General features: G+C 64.6%; 13 protein-coding genes. 6 read left to right on the forward strand and 7 right to left on the reverse strand.

All coding sequences use genetic code 11. The annotated features are described in order from the left end of the window. Position 1 precedes the first annotated feature (1 nt). From hemE to JHD67_RS01960, 3 genes are all read left to right on the forward strand, one after another. The gene (hemE, locus tag JHD67_RS01950; RefSeq protein ID WP_199096773.1) at positions 2-1,072 is read left to right on the forward strand and encodes a uroporphyrinogen decarboxylase; all 1,071 of its coding nucleotides are present in this window, start codon (positions 2-4) and stop codon (positions 1,070-1,072) included. 10 nt (positions 1,073-1,082) lie between these two features. Further along, the gene (locus tag JHD67_RS01955; RefSeq protein WP_199096775.1) at positions 1,083-1,436 is read left to right on the forward strand and encodes a DUF3147 family protein; all 354 of its coding nucleotides are present in this window, start codon (positions 1,083-1,085) and stop codon (positions 1,434-1,436) included. A 187-nt stretch (positions 1,437-1,623) separates the two neighbouring features. Next, positions 1,624-4,431 carry a valine--tRNA ligase gene (locus JHD67_RS01960; protein WP_199096777.1) on the forward strand — a complete coding sequence of 936 codons (2,808 nt, stop codon included), beginning with the start codon at positions 1,624-1,626 and terminating at the stop codon, positions 4,429-4,431. 75 nt (positions 4,432-4,506) lie between these two features. On the opposite strand, the gene rimI is transcribed toward JHD67_RS01960, so the two are convergent. From rimI to pssA, 3 genes are read right to left on the reverse strand one after another with little or no spacing between them, the layout of a single operon-like run. Continuing rightward, complete coding sequence (gene rimI, locus JHD67_RS01965; protein WP_199096780.1) at positions 4,507-4,977, reverse strand: ribosomal protein S18-alanine N-acetyltransferase; 471 nt, start codon at positions 4,975-4,977, stop codon at positions 4,507-4,509. Between the two features lie 6 nt (positions 4,978-4,983). Continuing rightward, entirely contained in the window at positions 4,984-5,463 is a 480-nt protein-coding gene (locus JHD67_RS01970; protein ID WP_199096782.1) for a hypothetical protein, read from the reverse strand. 1 nt (position 5,464) lies between these two features. Then, positions 5,465-6,238 (reverse strand): CDP-diacylglycerol--serine O-phosphatidyltransferase, encoded by a 774-nt coding sequence (pssA, locus tag JHD67_RS01975; protein ID WP_199096784.1) that lies wholly within the window; start codon positions 6,236-6,238, stop codon positions 5,465-5,467. A gap of 109 nt (positions 6,239-6,347) precedes the next feature. On the opposite strand from pssA, the gene JHD67_RS01980 reads away from it, so the two are divergent. From JHD67_RS01980 to JHD67_RS01990, 3 genes are all read left to right on the forward strand, one after another. Next, positions 6,348-6,779, forward strand: a complete 432-nt coding sequence (locus tag JHD67_RS01980) for a DUF4124 domain-containing protein (protein WP_199096785.1) — start codon at positions 6,348-6,350, stop codon at positions 6,777-6,779. Positions 6,780-6,888: 109 nt separating this feature from the next. Then, entirely contained in the window at positions 6,889-8,586 is a 1,698-nt protein-coding gene (locus JHD67_RS01985) for a proline--tRNA ligase (RefSeq protein WP_199096786.1), read from the forward strand. A gap of 428 nt (positions 8,587-9,014) precedes the next feature. After that, a complete protein-coding gene (locus JHD67_RS01990; RefSeq protein WP_199096787.1) occupies positions 9,015-9,341 on the forward strand; it encodes an H-NS histone family protein in 327 nt (108 codons plus the stop codon). Between the two features lie 69 nt (positions 9,342-9,410). Here the strand turns inward: JHD67_RS01990 and JHD67_RS01995 are convergent, their stop codons facing one another. The 4 genes from JHD67_RS01995 to JHD67_RS02010 all read right to left on the reverse strand — a co-directional run bounded on the left by JHD67_RS01995 (position 9,411) and on the right by JHD67_RS02010 (position 13,923). Next, positions 9,411-10,685 (reverse strand): threonine/serine exporter family protein, encoded by a 1,275-nt coding sequence (locus JHD67_RS01995; protein ID WP_199096788.1) that lies wholly within the window; start codon positions 10,683-10,685, stop codon positions 9,411-9,413. 373 nt (positions 10,686-11,058) lie between these two features. Then, positions 11,059-11,505, reverse strand: a complete 447-nt coding sequence (locus tag JHD67_RS02000; RefSeq protein ID WP_199096789.1) for an NfeD family protein — start codon at positions 11,503-11,505, stop codon at positions 11,059-11,061. Positions 11,506-11,518: 13 nt separating this feature from the next. Continuing rightward, positions 11,519-12,469: an SPFH domain-containing protein gene (locus JHD67_RS02005; protein WP_199096791.1), complete on the reverse strand. Its 951-nt coding sequence runs from the start codon at positions 12,467-12,469 to the stop codon at positions 11,519-11,521. A gap of 71 nt (positions 12,470-12,540) precedes the next feature. Then, on the reverse strand, positions 12,541-13,923 hold the full coding sequence (locus tag JHD67_RS02010) for an ATP-binding protein (RefSeq protein ID WP_199096793.1): 1,383 nt from the start codon (positions 13,921-13,923) through the stop codon (positions 12,541-12,543). Positions 13,924-13,927: the final 4 nt, after the last annotated feature.

The raw sequence follows: 13,927 nt of genomic DNA on the forward strand, positions 1-13,927 counted from the left end.
AATGACCGACGTCCTGAAGAACGACCGCTTCCTGCGCGCCCTGCGCCGCGAGGCCACCGACACCACGCCCCTGTGGGTCATGCGCCAGGCCGGCCGTTACCTGCCCGAGTACCGCGCCACGCGCAGCCGTGCCGGCAGCTTCATGGCGCTGGCACAAAATCCGGAGTTGGCTTGCGAGGTGACGTTGCAGCCCTTGGAGCGCTTCGAGCTGGACGCGGCGATCCTGTTTTCCGACATCCTCACCATTCCCGACGCCATGGGCCTGGGCCTGAGCTTTGCCCAGGGCGAAGGCCCGCAGTTCGCCCACCCGGTGCGTAGCAAGGCCGATATCGAACGCCTCGCCGTGCCCGACATGGATGGCGAGCTGCGCTACGTGATGGACGCCGTGCGGCTGATCCGCCGCGAACTGCACGGCCGCGTGCCGCTGATCGGTTTCTCCGGCAGCCCCTGGACGCTGGCCTGCTACATGGTGGAAGGCCAGGGCTCGCGTGATTTCGCCCGACTCAAAGCCATGTGCTGGAACGACCCCGCCCTCGCCCATCTGCTGCTCGGCACACTGGCCCAGGCGGTGACGGCCTACCTGATCGCCCAGGCTGCCGCCGGCGCCCAGGCACTGATGGTGTTCGACACCTGGGGCGGCCTGCTTGGCCCGGCCCCATTCCGCGAATTCTCGCTGCGCTATATGGCACAGGTGGTGGACGCACTGAAGGCCGACCCGGCCAGCCGCGAGCTGCCGGTAATCCTGTTCTCCAAGGGCGCCGGCCAGCATCTTTCCGCACTCGCCGACACCGGCTGCGCCGGCCTGGGCGTGGACTGGACCGTCGACCTGGCCGACGCCCGCCAGGCCGTGGGCGGCCGCGTGGCCCTGCAAGGCAACCTGGACCCGGCCGTGCTGCAGGCCAGCCCGGAGGTGATCCGCCGCGAAGTGCGCCGCGTGCTGGACAGCTACGGCGACAATCCGGGACATGTCTTCAACCTGGGGCACGGCATCACGCCGGAAGTGGACCCCGAGCACGTCAAGGTGCTCGTGGACGAAGTCCACGCCTACGGCCGCCAACTCCGCCGCGCCTGAGCAAACGCGCATGGCCTGGCTGGCGACCAAATACCTGATCACCGCCGCCGTGGTGGTGGCGGTATCGGAATTCGCCAAGCGCAGCGACCGCCTGGGCGGCTTCGTGGCCGCCCTGCCCCTGGTGACCGTATTGGTGCTGATCTGGTTGCAGGTGGAGCACCAGCCCCAGGACAAGATCGCCAACCACGCCTGGTACACCTTCTGGTACGTGGTGCCGACGCTGCCCATGTTCCTGGCCTTTCCAGTGCTGCTGCCACGCCTGGGCTTCTGGCCCACCCTGCTGGCCTGCCTGGTGATCACCGTGGTGTGCTTTGGCCTGTTCGCCCTGCTGGTAAAGCGATTTGGCATTGAATTGCTACCCTGAGGGGCGGCCCCCGTTTTCGGACATTTCTCACCGCGCCGCCCCTTCATCCCTCCCGAACGCGGGAATGACGGGGTAAGAAGGCCACTCAACGGGCCAAAAATGGCACCCCGCGCGCCCCACCCGTACAATCGACGCTTTAACGTCAAATCCCCACGCGCCGGCGCCGGCGCGCACACGCGAGCCCCCGATGGAAAAGAGTTTCGAGCCCAGCCAGATCGAGTCGAAGTGGTATGCCGCCTGGGAAGCCAGCGGCGACTTCAAGCCCTCCGGCCATGGCGAGCCGTACTGCATCCTGCTGCCGCCGCCGAATGTCACCGGCACGCTGCACATGGGTCATGCCTTCCAGCAGACCGTGATGGACATGCTGATCCGCTACCAGCGCATGCGCGGCATGAACACGCTGTGGCAGGTAGGCACCGACCACGCCGGTATCGCCACGCAGAAGATCGTGGAGAACCAGCTCGCCGTGGAGAACAAGACGCGCCACGACCTGGGACGCGAGGCGTTCATCGAGCGCGTGTGGCAGTGGAAGGAAGAATCGGGCTCCACCATCACCAACCAGATGCGCCGCCTGGGCGTCGCCGCCGACTGGTCGCGCGAGCGCTTCACCATGGACCCGGGCCTGTCGGCCGCCGTGCGCAAAGTGTTCGTGGACTGGTACCGCGCGGGCCTGATCTATCGCGGCAATCGCCTGGTGAACTGGGACCCGGCACTGGGCACCGCCGTGTCGGACCTGGAAGTGAACAACGTCGAGCGTGACGGCCACCTGTGGTCGATCCGCTACTTCACCGTCGATGGCAGCGACAGCGTGGTCGTCGCCACCACGCGCCCGGAAACCATGCTCGGCGACGTGGCCGTGGCCGTGCACCCGGAAGACGAGCGTTATGCACACCTGGTCGGCAAGTTGCTGCGCCTGCCGTTGTCCGACCGCGAGATTCCGGTGATCGCCGACGATTACGTCGACCGCGAATTCGGCACCGGTTTCGTCAAGATCACCCCGGCGCACGACTTCAACGACTACGCCATCGGCCAGCGCCACCACCTGGCGCCGATCAACATCTTCACGCTGGACGCCAAGGTCAACGAGAACGCGCCCGCCAAGTACCAGGGCCTGGACCGTTTCGAAGCGCGCAAGCGCGTGCTGGCCGACCTGGAAGCGGAAGGCCTGCTGGTGGAAACCAAGCCGCACAAGTTGCAGGTGCCGGTGAGCCAGCGCTCGGATGCGGTGATCGAGCCCATGCTCACCGACCAGTGGTTCCTCGACCTCACCAGCGAAAAGGGTCGCAAGGAAATCACCCAGCCGGCGCTCGATGCGGTGCGCGGCGGCGAAATCAAGTTCGTGCCCGAGAACTGGAGCACCACCTATACGCAGTGGCTGGACAACATCCAGGACTGGTGCATCAGCCGCCAGCTGTGGTGGGGCCATCGCATCCCGGCGTTCTACGACGAAGCGGGCAACATTTTCGTGGGCGAGGACGAGGCCGACGCACGCGCGCATGCCACCGTTGCGCCGGTGGGCGCGCTGCGCCAGGACGAGGACGTGCTCGACACCTGGTTCAGCTCCGCGCTATGGCCGTTCTCCACCATGGGCTGGCCGATGGACGGCCCGGTGAAGGACGAGCACGGCAACGTGGTCGCCAACTGGGAAAACGACAACGTGTTCCTGCCCAGCGCCGTGCTGGTCACGGGCTTCGACATCATCTTCTTCTGGGTCGCCCGCATGGTGATGGCGACCAAATACTTCACCGGTCGCGTGCCATTCCGGCATGTCTACATCAACGCCATCGTGCGTGATGCGGAAGGCCAGAAGATGTCCAAGTCCAAGGGCAATACGCTCGACCCGCTCGACCTCATCGACGGCATCGAGCTGGAGCCGCTGGTGGCCAAATCCACCAAGTCGCTGCTGATTCCGCAGGTGCGCGAGAAGGTGGAAAAGCGCATCCGCAAGGATTACCCCAGCGGCATTCCCGCCATTGGCACCGACGCGCTGCGCTTCACCTTCGCCGCGCTGGCCAGCTACAGCCGCACCATCAACTTCGACATCAAGCGTGCCGAAGGCTACAAGGCGTTCTGCAACAAGCTGTGGAATGCCGCGCGCTTCGTGCTGATGAACCTGCCCGAAGGCGAGCTGGCCGCACCGGCCAACGGCCCGGTGACGGAAGCGGAGCGCTGGATTCTCACGCGCCTCAAGCAAACGCTCACCGAGGTGGAGCAACACTTCGCCAGCTACCGCTTCGACCTGTTGGCGCAGGAGCTGTACGAGTTCACCTGGAACGAGTTCTGCGACTGGTTCCTGGAACTGTCCAAGCCGGCGTTGAATGGCGACGATGCGGTCGCGGCGGCGTCCACCCGTCACACGCTGGTGGTGGTGTTGGAAACCGTGCTGCGCGCCCTGCACCCCATCGTGCCGTTCATCAGCGAGGAAATCTGGCAAGCGGTGGCGCCCAAGCTGCGCATCGATGCCACGTACCTGCTTGAGCGCCCGTGGCCGAACGCCGGCGAGATCGTCGCCGACGATGCCGCCAATGCCGAAATCGAATGGTTCAAGGCCGTACTGAGCGGCATCCGCCGCATTCGCGCGGAAATGAACATCGCGCCGGGCAAGGTGATTCCGCTGCTGCTCGCCGATGGCGATGCCACCGATCGCGCACGCGCCGCCAAGTTCGCCGCGCAGATCAGCTTCCTTGCTCGCGTGGATGCCCCGCAGTGGATCGAAGCCGGTGCCGATGAACCGGCCGCGGCTGCCGCTGTGGTGGGCTCGCTGCGCGTGCTGATTCCGCTTGCCGGCCTGATCGACCTGGGTGCGGAGAAGACGCGTCTCGCCAAGGAAATCGCCCGCATCGAAGGCGAGATCAAAAAGTGCGAGGGCAAGCTGGGCAACGCCAACTTTGTCGCCAATGCACCGGTCGAAGTGGTGGCACAGGAGCGTCAGCGCATTACCGACTGGGGCGTCCAGCTCAACGCACTGCGCGAGCAATCGCAGAAGCTGGGCTAAACCGGCATCCGTGTCCTCTCCCCGCCGGGGAGAGGACTGTGGCGGGCGTCGCGCGACCGAGCCGCCAAGGCGGCCTCAGGCGTCCACCAGATCCCGCGCCATCACAATGGCATCCTCGCGCCCATCGCGGGCCGGGTAATACTTCGGGCGACGCCCGATTTCCTCAAACCCCATCGCGTGGTACAGCGACTGCGCCACCGGGTTGGAAGGACGCACCTCCAGGAACACCCGCGAAGCACCGTTCCAACGCGCAATGTCGAGCAGACGACGCAATAGCAATCGCCCCAACCCCAAACCGCGATGCGCCGGGCCAATGCACACGTTGAGCACATGCGCTTCGCCGGCCGCCACCGAGAGCACGCCGTAGCCGGCGATTTCGCCCTCCACCCACATCACCCAGCACGGGTGCCCCGCTTTCAGGCAGTCGGTGAAGATGCCCGGCGTCCAGGGGAATTCGTACGATGCCGCCTCCATCGACGCCACCGCAGGCACGTCCTCCCGATGCATCGCTCGGATTTCGGCGTGAGGGCGGGCAACGGCAACCATGCGCGGTTACTCCGAAGGTTGGGCCAACGCGCGTCGCAGGCTGCGCAACGCGTTCCACAGACGGCGCTTGCCGGCGCCAGAGGCGAGCACGCTGGCCGGTTCGTCCGCCAGCACAATATGCGCCTTGGCGAGCGTCGCCGCCGGCAGCACGCGCCCCAGCGCATGCGCCTGCGCTTCGCCCAGCACAAGATAGGCCCGTGCCTCGGGCGCGGAAGCTAGCTCGCCCCGGGCCACCTCGATGCGCGGCGCACGCGCCACCATCGGACCGCAGCTCAGCAGCGCGCGCCCAAGCAGATCCAGTTCGCGCGCAGGGCACCCAGCCGGCAATACCACCACGCAATCGCCCGACAGCAGCGGAGCATCGGCCACGGTCGGCTCAGCTGCCACCTCAGCAGCCACCGGTGACGCATCGCGACGTACCCAGGGCGTGATGCCCAGGGCGCGCAATACGCGCTCGCGATGTGCCACCGAGGCTGCCAGCGTCATATCAGGCCGCTCCGCGACGGCGGCGACGGGTCGCGCGACCCCACAGGGTCATCACCGGGCCGGACAGCAAGTACAGCGTGAACACCACAAACAACACACGCGGCGGATCTACAAAGAACGGCACCAGGATCAGCAAACCCACGATGATCCATAGGAACGGCACCCGGCCGTCACTCATCGGCAGCGACTTGAAGCTGTAGTAACGGAATCGGCTCACCATCAGCAGACCCACGATCACCGCCATGAACGGCACGATGAAGCACACCTCCTGACCCGGCACGTCGAACTTGTCCATGCTCCACACGAAGGACATGCACACGGCGGCGGCGGCGGGGCTGGCCAAGCCCTGGAAGTAGCGCTTGTCGATCACCCCCACCTGGGTGTTGAAGCGCGCCAGGCGCAGCGCGGCGCAGGCCGCGTAGACAAAAGCGGCGGCCCAGCCGATTTTGCCCCAGGTAGGGCCATAGTCTTTCAATGAGGCCAGCGACCAGTTGTACATCACCAGCGACGGCGCCAGCCCAAAGCTCACCAGGTCCGACAGCGAGTCGTACTGCACGCCGAACTCGCTCTGGGTGTTGGTCAGCCGAGCCACGCGACCGTCCATGCCGTCCAGCAGGGCAGCCACGAACACCGCGATGGCGGCCGAACTGAAATCGCCCCCGATGCTGGCCACGATGGCGTAGAAACCCGCGAACATGGCCCCGGTGGTAAACAGGTTCGGCAGCAGGTAGATGCCCCGATGGCGCGGCGGCCGGGCGGGTGTACTGTCGCTCATGAATCAATCCGTGACGGAATGCGCGCAGTGTAAACCATCCTCCGCTTGAGTCCGGCCGGAGGGGGTGTTAACAAATGTGCACTCAATCTCAAGCCCTGGAGAGCGCCCCATGCGCCGCCTGCTGATCGCCACCGCGCTGTTGCTCGCCGCCCCCCTGGTCATGGCCCAGGCCTATAAGTGGACGGATGCCAACGGCACCGTGCACTACTCCGACGCCCCGCCGCCGCAGGGCACCAAATACAAGAAGGTCACCACCACCGGCACGGTGGAACCGCTAGCCGGCGCCTCTGAGGGTCGCGGCAGCGACACCACCGACAAGAGCCCCCCGTCCGCCGCATCCGCCCAAAAGCCGATGGCGGACACCCCGGAAAACCGCACCAAGCTTTGCGGCACCCTCAAGAGCAACCTGGACACGCTCAAAGGCAGCGGCCCGGTGGTGATGGAACAGGATGGCCAGCAGAAGCTGATGGATGCCGGCCAGCGTCAACAGCAGCAGGCCTCCACGGAGGCCCAGTACAAGCAGTACTGCTCAGGCGGCTGAGGCCACGCCGCCCGAAAAGGCGCCGCCCCGGGGCAAATCGCCGGGCCGGCGCTAAGTCAGCGTCGCGGATCGCTATAATCGGCGTCTTTCACCCGCCGGATCCGTACGCATGCGCCTTAGCCAGTTCCACTTGGCCACCGTCAAGGAAGTCCCCGCCGACGCCGAAATCGCCAGCCATCGGCTGATGCTGCGCACGGGCATGATCCGCAAGCTCGCCGCCGGCCTGTATACGTGGTCGCCGCTGGGCCTGCGCGTGCTGCGCAAGGTAGAGAAAGTCGTGCGCGAGGAAATGGACCGCGCCGGCGCCATCGAAACGCTGATGCCCACCATCCAGCCCAGGGAACTGTGGGAAGAGACCGGTCGCTGGGAAAAATTCGGCGGTCAGCTGCTGAAGATCAAGGACCGCAAGGAGCAGGAGTTCTGCTACGCGCCCACGGCCGAGGAAGTGGTCACCGACTTCGCGCGCAACGAACTCAAGAGCTACAAGCAGCTCCCGATCAACTTCTATCAGATCCAGACCAAGTTCCGCGACGAAATCCGCCCGCGTTTCGGCGTCATGCGTGCGCGCGAATTCCTGATGAAGGATGCCTACTCCTTCCACCTCACCCAGGACTCGCTGCAGCAGACCTATGACGCCATGTACCAGGCGTACACGCGCATCTTCACCCGCCTGGGCCTGAAGTTCCGCGCCGTGCAGGCCGACACCGGCGCCATCGGCGGCAACGCCAGCCACGAATTCCAGGTGCTGGCCGACTCGGGCGAAGACGCCCTGGTGTTCTCCGACGGCTCCGACTACGCCGCCAATATCGAGAAGGCCGAGGCACTGGCGCCCACCACCGCACGCCCCGCGCCGGCGGCTGCGCTCACCCGCGTGGACACCCCCACGCAAAAGACCATCGAAGACGTGGCCGCCTTCCTCAAGGTCACCCCGGCCCAGTGCGTGAAGACCATCCTTGTGCGCGGCAGCGAAGGCCTGGTAGCGCTGTGCGTGCGTGGTGACCACGAAGTCAACGAAGTAAAGGCCGGCAAGCTGGCCGAAATGCCGGGCGACTCGGTGCTGGCCAGCGAAGAAGAGATCCTGGCGCTGACTGGCACCCGCCCTGGCTTCATCGGCCCCGCCGGCCTGCCCGCCGAAATCCCGGTGATTGTGGACCGGAGTGCGGCCGTGCTGGCCGACTTCGCCTGTGGCGGCAACCAGGACGGCACCCACTTCACCGGTGCCAACTGGGAGCGCGACGCCCGCGTCACCCGGGTGGAAGACATCCGCAAGGTGGTCGAAGGCGACCCTTCGCCGGACGGCCAGGGCAACCTGCGCATGGTGCGCGGCATCGAAGTGGGCCACGTGTTCCAGCTCGGCAAGAAGTACGCCGAAGCGCTCAAGGCCACCGTGCTCGACGAAAACGGCAAGGCCCAGGTCATGCTGATGGGCTGCTACGGCATCGGTGTCAGCCGCATCGTGGCGGCCGCGATTGAGCAGCGCCACGACGAAGCCGGCATCGTCTGGCCGGAACCGATGGCGCCCTGGCGCGTGGCCGTGTGCGTGATCAATCCCAAGAACGCACCGGAAATTACCCAGGCTGCCGAAGCGCTCTATGCCGAACTCAACGCACGCGGCGTGGAAACCGTGCTGGACGACCGTGGCCTGCGCCCCGGCGCCATGTTTGCGGACATGGAGCTGATTGGCATTCCGCACCGCGTGGTCATCAGCGAACGCGGCCTGGCGGCCGGTACGCTGGAATACCGCGCCCGCCACGAAGCCGAGGCACGTGCCATTACCCAGGACGAGCTGTTCGGCCTGCTCGGCTAAGCCGCACGAGTGACTCCCGAAAACGGCCGCGCAAGCGGCCGTTTTCGTTTTGGCCGCCCACGCATTCAAACCGGCCAGGAACGTTCAATGCGCCGGCACATCCGTCCATTAACCCCCTTAGACATGCCCTGATTTTGCATGGCATTTCCGTCAAGGCGAGAAGTGCCATTCAACAAGCGCATGGCGGGTCATTCATCGCCTTTTGTTTTCCATGACTGGATCGCGGCGACTATTCTTCTTTCATACGGAGGACCGCGATAGATCAGCGCATCCTTGGCACTCCATGGATAATGCCATTTTCGTTTATCGATATTTCCCCATTTATACTTTGCATTAACGATATATATCAACGACAATCGAAAAACTATAATGGGCGCCCCACATCATTTCGCCCATTCAAGTAACCGTACTCATCCCGGGAGTTACTTATGGCAGTGGATATCAAGAACCTCAATCACAACCAACTCAATGACCTGATCAGCAAAGCCCAGGTGCGCCAGCAGGAATTGCGCAAGGAAAAGGTCGCAAAGCTGCGCGAAAAGATTCACGCGCTGATCAAGGCCGAAGGTTATGCATTCGAGGACATTTTCGGTCACGGCCGCAGCGGCAAGCCCCGTCGTACCGGCGGTACCGTAGCGCCTAAGTACCGTAACCCGGCCAACCCGGAGCAGACTTGGTCCGGCCGTGGCAAGCGCCCGCGCTGGTTCAACGATGCCCTGAAGGCCGGCAAGAAAGAAAAGGATCTGGCGATCTAATCGCCACCTTCTTGCGCCATTTGCGAAAATGCCGGCTCTGCGCCGGCATTTTTATTTGGCTGGACGTGCTTAGAGCGAGCGCCGCGGCGCCACCAGCAAATCGCCGAACAACAAGCCCGCCACCAGGGCTATCAACAGCGTTATCAGCAACATGCCGGTATCCATACCAAGGCTGGTATCGCGCTCCAGCAAATACGACACGCTGCGGAAGCCCACGCTTCCGGGCACCAGCAAGATAATGCCCGGTTCGCGAATAATCGCGCCCGGACGATGCGCAAAACGCGCATACAGATTCGCCAGGCTGCTCAGCACCAAACCGCCCAGGAACACGCCGAACGGCGCCGCCGGCAATTTGCCCGCCAAGGCGCCGCCCCACCGCGTCGCCAGATAACCGAGCACCACCGCCGCCATGACCACCAGCCAATCGCGTCGCGCGGCACGGAACGAAATGGCAAATGCAAAGGCGCCAACCAGCAGTGCCGGATAATCCGCCCAGCCCGGCAACGGCGGCAACGCGTAATCGCGCCCATCGACGCCGAAAGCATGGCAAAGCTGAGTGGCCGCCACGGCGCCAAAGGTCAGCTTGATCAAGGTAGCGATAGCACCGCCCATGCGCGCCACGCCCGCCACCAGATGCTGGCTGGAAATCTCGCGCACCGCCGTGGTGAGTGCCATACCAGGCATCAACACGATCAGGCCGGCCAGGATCACCGATTTGATCGCCAGCGGCACCAGGAACTGGCTCACCACAATGGCGATAACCGTGGCCACCAGCGCACTGATCGCCTCGCTCGCCACCGCCAGCCGCGGGCGCGTAGCCGACAACACGGTAATCGTGCCGATAATCAGGCCGATCAACGCCGCCGTGATCAGATCGGCCCAGGAGCTGTGCAGCAGCAGCGCCACCACACTGGCGGCGGCAAGGCCATAACTGGCGATAACCCCGGCCTGCGCGCGCCGCGTATCCGGCCGCCCTAGATCACGCAACAGACGAAAACCTTCGCGCAACTCGATATCGCCGGCGATGACCTTGTCGGCAATCGCGTCAGCCTCGCTCAGGCGCGCCAGGTTCACGTCGCCTGGCGCCAGACGCATCACCTGCGTTACCTGCGCCACTTCGTCCTCGCCTTGGGCGAAGTCGGTAAAGGAAATGATGATCGCGGTGGGGCTGGACCAGACATCCGCCTGAAGCCCCAGACGCTGCGCCGACCCGGCAATCGCCCCTTCCAGTCGCGGCGCGGCCGTGCCGTATTGGTGCAGGCGACGCGCCAGTTCCAGCAGGAAGGCTATGCGCGTATTGAGCGGCGCAAGCGCCAGCGTGGTGACAACGACCGGACGCGTCATCACGTACGCACTCGCATGGAAAGGGCTGACATTGGAGTGGCGTTACTAAAGGCTATGGGCGTTGGCGCTAGTAGAACTGATTTGGATGGCCATTGTCAGCGGGAGATGTCTCGATGGGGCGCCGCAGGCATCGCGTGTTGGTGTAGCGATTCATATGAGATGGGCCATGCGAGCCACATCGGCGATGCGGTATGGGGCACGCCGAACCTATTCCTGCCCCGCATAAGCCGCCATCCTCGCGCAAGCAGGGATGACGACTCAGAAGAGGGGTGCAGAGTTCCGCGCGGGTCGCGCTTGCCCTGCCCTCGCGGGGATGACGCGGCGGGAAAGGATGAGCAAACACTCACCCGGCCCACCGCCATGCGCGAACGCCCTAGTCCGCCGCCTTCACCAGCAGCATCGTCCCCTCCACGCCCACCACCTCCACCATGGCCCCCACGGGCAGGTCCGGGCCACTGACCAGCCACAGCCCATCGCCCACCTTGGCCTTGCCACGACCATGCACGATGGGCTCGGCCAGCACATAACGCTGGCCAATCTGCTGCTCGCCGCGGCGGTTGAGGCGCGCATCGCCGGGTTCCGCGCGCATCAGACGCGGACGCAGGCCGTACCAGTAGGCCGCGCAGGAGAGAAACGCCAGCACCGCGAACAGCACGGCCTGCGCCAGCGTGGACAAGCCCGGTAGCACCAGCACGACCACGCCGGTCGCTGCGGCACCCATGCCGATCCACAGCAGGAAATAGCCGGGCAAGATCACTTCCACGGCGATCAGCAGCAGCGCGAGGATCCACCACCAATAATGCAGGGCGACGTCTTGCATGGGGGTGCCCCGCTCAGCTCATCGACGGCGGCACGCGACGGCCGCTCGGGTTTTGTTGCTGATTGAGTGCGTCCTTGGCCAGCTCGGCAATGCCCGCCAGCGAACCGAGGATGCCCGTGGTTTCCATGGGCAGCAGCAGCGTTTTCTGGTTGGGCGACTGGGCCATTTCCTTCAGCGCCTCCACGTATTTGTTGGCGACGAAGTAGTTGAGCGCGTTGACGTTGCCGTTGGCGATGGCCTCGGACACCATCCTGGTGGCTTCGGCCTCGGCCTCGGCAAGGCGAATGCGTGCCTCTGCCTCGCGGAACGCGGCCTCTTTCTTGCCTTCCGCGGCGAGAATCGCGGACTGCTTTTCGCCATCGGCCTTGAGCACCGCCGCCTGGCGGAAGCCCTCGGCTTCGAGAATGTTGGCGCGCTTTTCGCGCTCGGCCTTCATCTGGCGTGCCATCGAGTCGACCAGGTCACGCGGCGGCGCAATGTCCTTGATCTCGATGCGGTTGACCTTGACGCCCCACGGATGGGTCGCCTCGTCCACCACGTTCAACAGTTTGGCGTTGATGGCATCGCGCTGGCTCAGCGATTCGTCCAGGTCCATCGAACCAAGCACCGTGCGGATATTGGTCATGATCAGCGCCAGCGCGGCCTGCTCCAGGTTGGCCACTTCATAGGCGGCCTTGGCGGCGTCGAGCACCTGATAGAACACCACGCCGTCCACACGCACCACCGCGTTGTCCTTGGTGATGACGTCCTGCGAGGGCACGTCCAGCACCTGTTCCATCATGTTCATCTTGCGGCCGATGCCATAGATGAAAGGCACCAGAAAATGCAGGCCCGGCGAGAGCGTGCGCGTATAGCGGCCAAAACGTTCCACGGTCCACTCATAGCCCTGCGGCACCATGCGCACGAGTTTGGCGATCACGATCACCGCTACGAGCACTACGACCAACGCAAACAGCTGTCCCATTGCCTTGCCTCCACATCCATGAACGATAGTCCCGAGTATAGGGGACGCGTTCGATGGGACGGGATAAAGGCTTATTTGTTCCCCAAGGGCAGCAACAGGCTTACACGCAAGCCGCCGTCTTCGCGATTGGCAAGCGAGATGCGGCCACCATGTGCTTCGACGATCTCGCGCGCCAGCGCCAGCCCCAGGCCCGTGCCCGAACGCTTGGTCGAATAGAACGGCAGCAGCGCCTGTGCCAACACGGTTTCGCTCATGCCGGGGCCGCGATCGGCCACTTCGATGCGCATGTCGCGACCCACCATGGTCAGCGATAGCGATACCCCCTCTTCGTCGCTGCCCGATTCGTGCGCGTTCTTGATCAGGTTGATCAGCACCTGTTCGACCTGACCGGCATCAAACCAACCCGGTTGCTCCGGTATGGAGCCGCGCAGTTGGAACTTGCAGTGCAGCGACAGGCTATCGATGAACGGCTTCCAGGCGATATTGACCGGCTGCGGCGCAGGCAACTTGGCAAAATTGGCGTAACCGGCAATGAAACTGTGCAGATGGCGCGCGCGCTCGCCAATGGTGGCGAATACACCCGGCAAGCGACCGGTGTCACCGCGACGTGCCAATTCCGAGCCCGAATGCGCCAGCGACGATATAGGTGCCAGCGAGTTGTTCAATTCATGGCTGATCACGCGTATCACGCGTTTCCACGTCGCCACTTCCTGGCGTGACAACTCGCGCGTCATGCGGCGAAACAGTTGCAGGCGATGAGGACGCCCCTGCAGGCGAAAGCTGCGCTGGGAAAGGTGGAAAGTTTCCTCGCCGCCATCCATCTCCACTGTCAGCAGCGCGTCTTCACCGCCTTCCACGGCGCGACGCAACGGCTCGGGCGAGTCACTGATCAACTCGGCAAAGCTGAGGCCATGCAACGTGCGTCCTTCGTTGAATAGATGCCGCGCGGCGATATTGGCGTAGGTCACGCGCCCGCTGCTGTCCGTGAGCACCAGCGCCACGGGCGTGTTCTGTACCACGGTATCGAGCAGCAACTCGCGCTGGGCCAGATTCTGGCGCTGTTCGCGCAGGGTCTGACCCAAGGCGTTGTGCATGCGGATCAGCTCGCCCAGCTCGTCGCGCCGGGTGGCGGCGATGGAGAAACTGAAGTCTCCATCGCGATAGCTCGCCACAGCGCCCTCCAGGGCGCGCAACAGCTTGGTGATCGGCGACATCACACGATGCCCCAGCCACAACGCCAGCGGCAGCAGAAAGGCGGCCGAAATCAGGATGCCACCGTAGAAACCGAAGCGTGCCGGCGCGCCCAGGTCCAAGCTCAGGTCGTGGCGCATCCACAGCAAGAGCTGCGGCAAGGGCCATTGCGTGACACCGGCATAGATGAGCGCGCCGGAAAGCCCCGCCACGCCCAACAACAACACCATGCGCGCTTCCAGCGAACTGAAGCCGCGCCACATCAGC

The sequence above is a fragment of the Dyella sp. ASV21 genome (assembly GCF_016428975.1).
Classification (GTDB): Bacteria; Pseudomonadota; Gammaproteobacteria; order Xanthomonadales; family Rhodanobacteraceae; genus Dyella.

Bases quoted from the DNA above. Each gene is read 5' to 3' on its own strand.
- hemE (WP_199096773.1), top strand. From the start codon at position 2: ATGACCGACGTCCTGAAGAACGACCGCTTCCTGCGCGCCCTGCGCCGC.
- JHD67_RS01980 (WP_199096785.1), top strand. From the start codon at position 6,348: ATGCGCCGCCTGCTGATCGCCACCGCGCTGTTGCTCGCCGCCCCCCTG.
- JHD67_RS01970 (WP_199096782.1), bottom strand. From the start codon at position 5,463: ATGACGCTGGCAGCCTCGGTGGCACATCGCGAGCGCGTATTGCGCGCC.
- JHD67_RS01995 (WP_199096788.1), bottom strand. From the start codon at position 10,685: ATGACGCGTCCGGTCGTTGTCACCACGCTGGCGCTTGCGCCGCTCAAT.
- JHD67_RS01990 (WP_199096787.1), top strand. From the start codon at position 9,015: ATGGCAGTGGATATCAAGAACCTCAATCACAACCAACTCAATGACCTG.
- JHD67_RS02005 (WP_199096791.1), bottom strand. From the start codon at position 12,469: ATGGGACAGCTGTTTGCGTTGGTCGTAGTGCTCGTAGCGGTGATCGTG.
- rimI (WP_199096780.1), bottom strand. From the start codon at position 4,977: ATGGTTGCCGTTGCCCGCCCTCACGCCGAAATCCGAGCGATGCATCGG.
- pssA (WP_199096784.1), bottom strand. From the start codon at position 6,238: ATGAGCGACAGTACACCCGCCCGGCCGCCGCGCCATCGGGGCATCTAC.
- JHD67_RS01985 (WP_199096786.1), top strand. From the start codon at position 6,889: ATGCGCCTTAGCCAGTTCCACTTGGCCACCGTCAAGGAAGTCCCCGCC.
- JHD67_RS01960 (WP_199096777.1), top strand. From the start codon at position 1,624: ATGGAAAAGAGTTTCGAGCCCAGCCAGATCGAGTCGAAGTGGTATGCC.
- JHD67_RS02000 (WP_199096789.1), bottom strand. From the start codon at position 11,505: ATGCAAGACGTCGCCCTGCATTATTGGTGGTGGATCCTCGCGCTGCTG.
- JHD67_RS01955 (WP_199096775.1), top strand. From the start codon at position 1,083: ATGGCCTGGCTGGCGACCAAATACCTGATCACCGCCGCCGTGGTGGTG.
- JHD67_RS02010 (WP_199096793.1), bottom strand. From the start codon at position 13,923: ATGTGGCGCGGCTTCAGTTCGCTGGAAGCGCGCATGGTGTTGTTGTTG.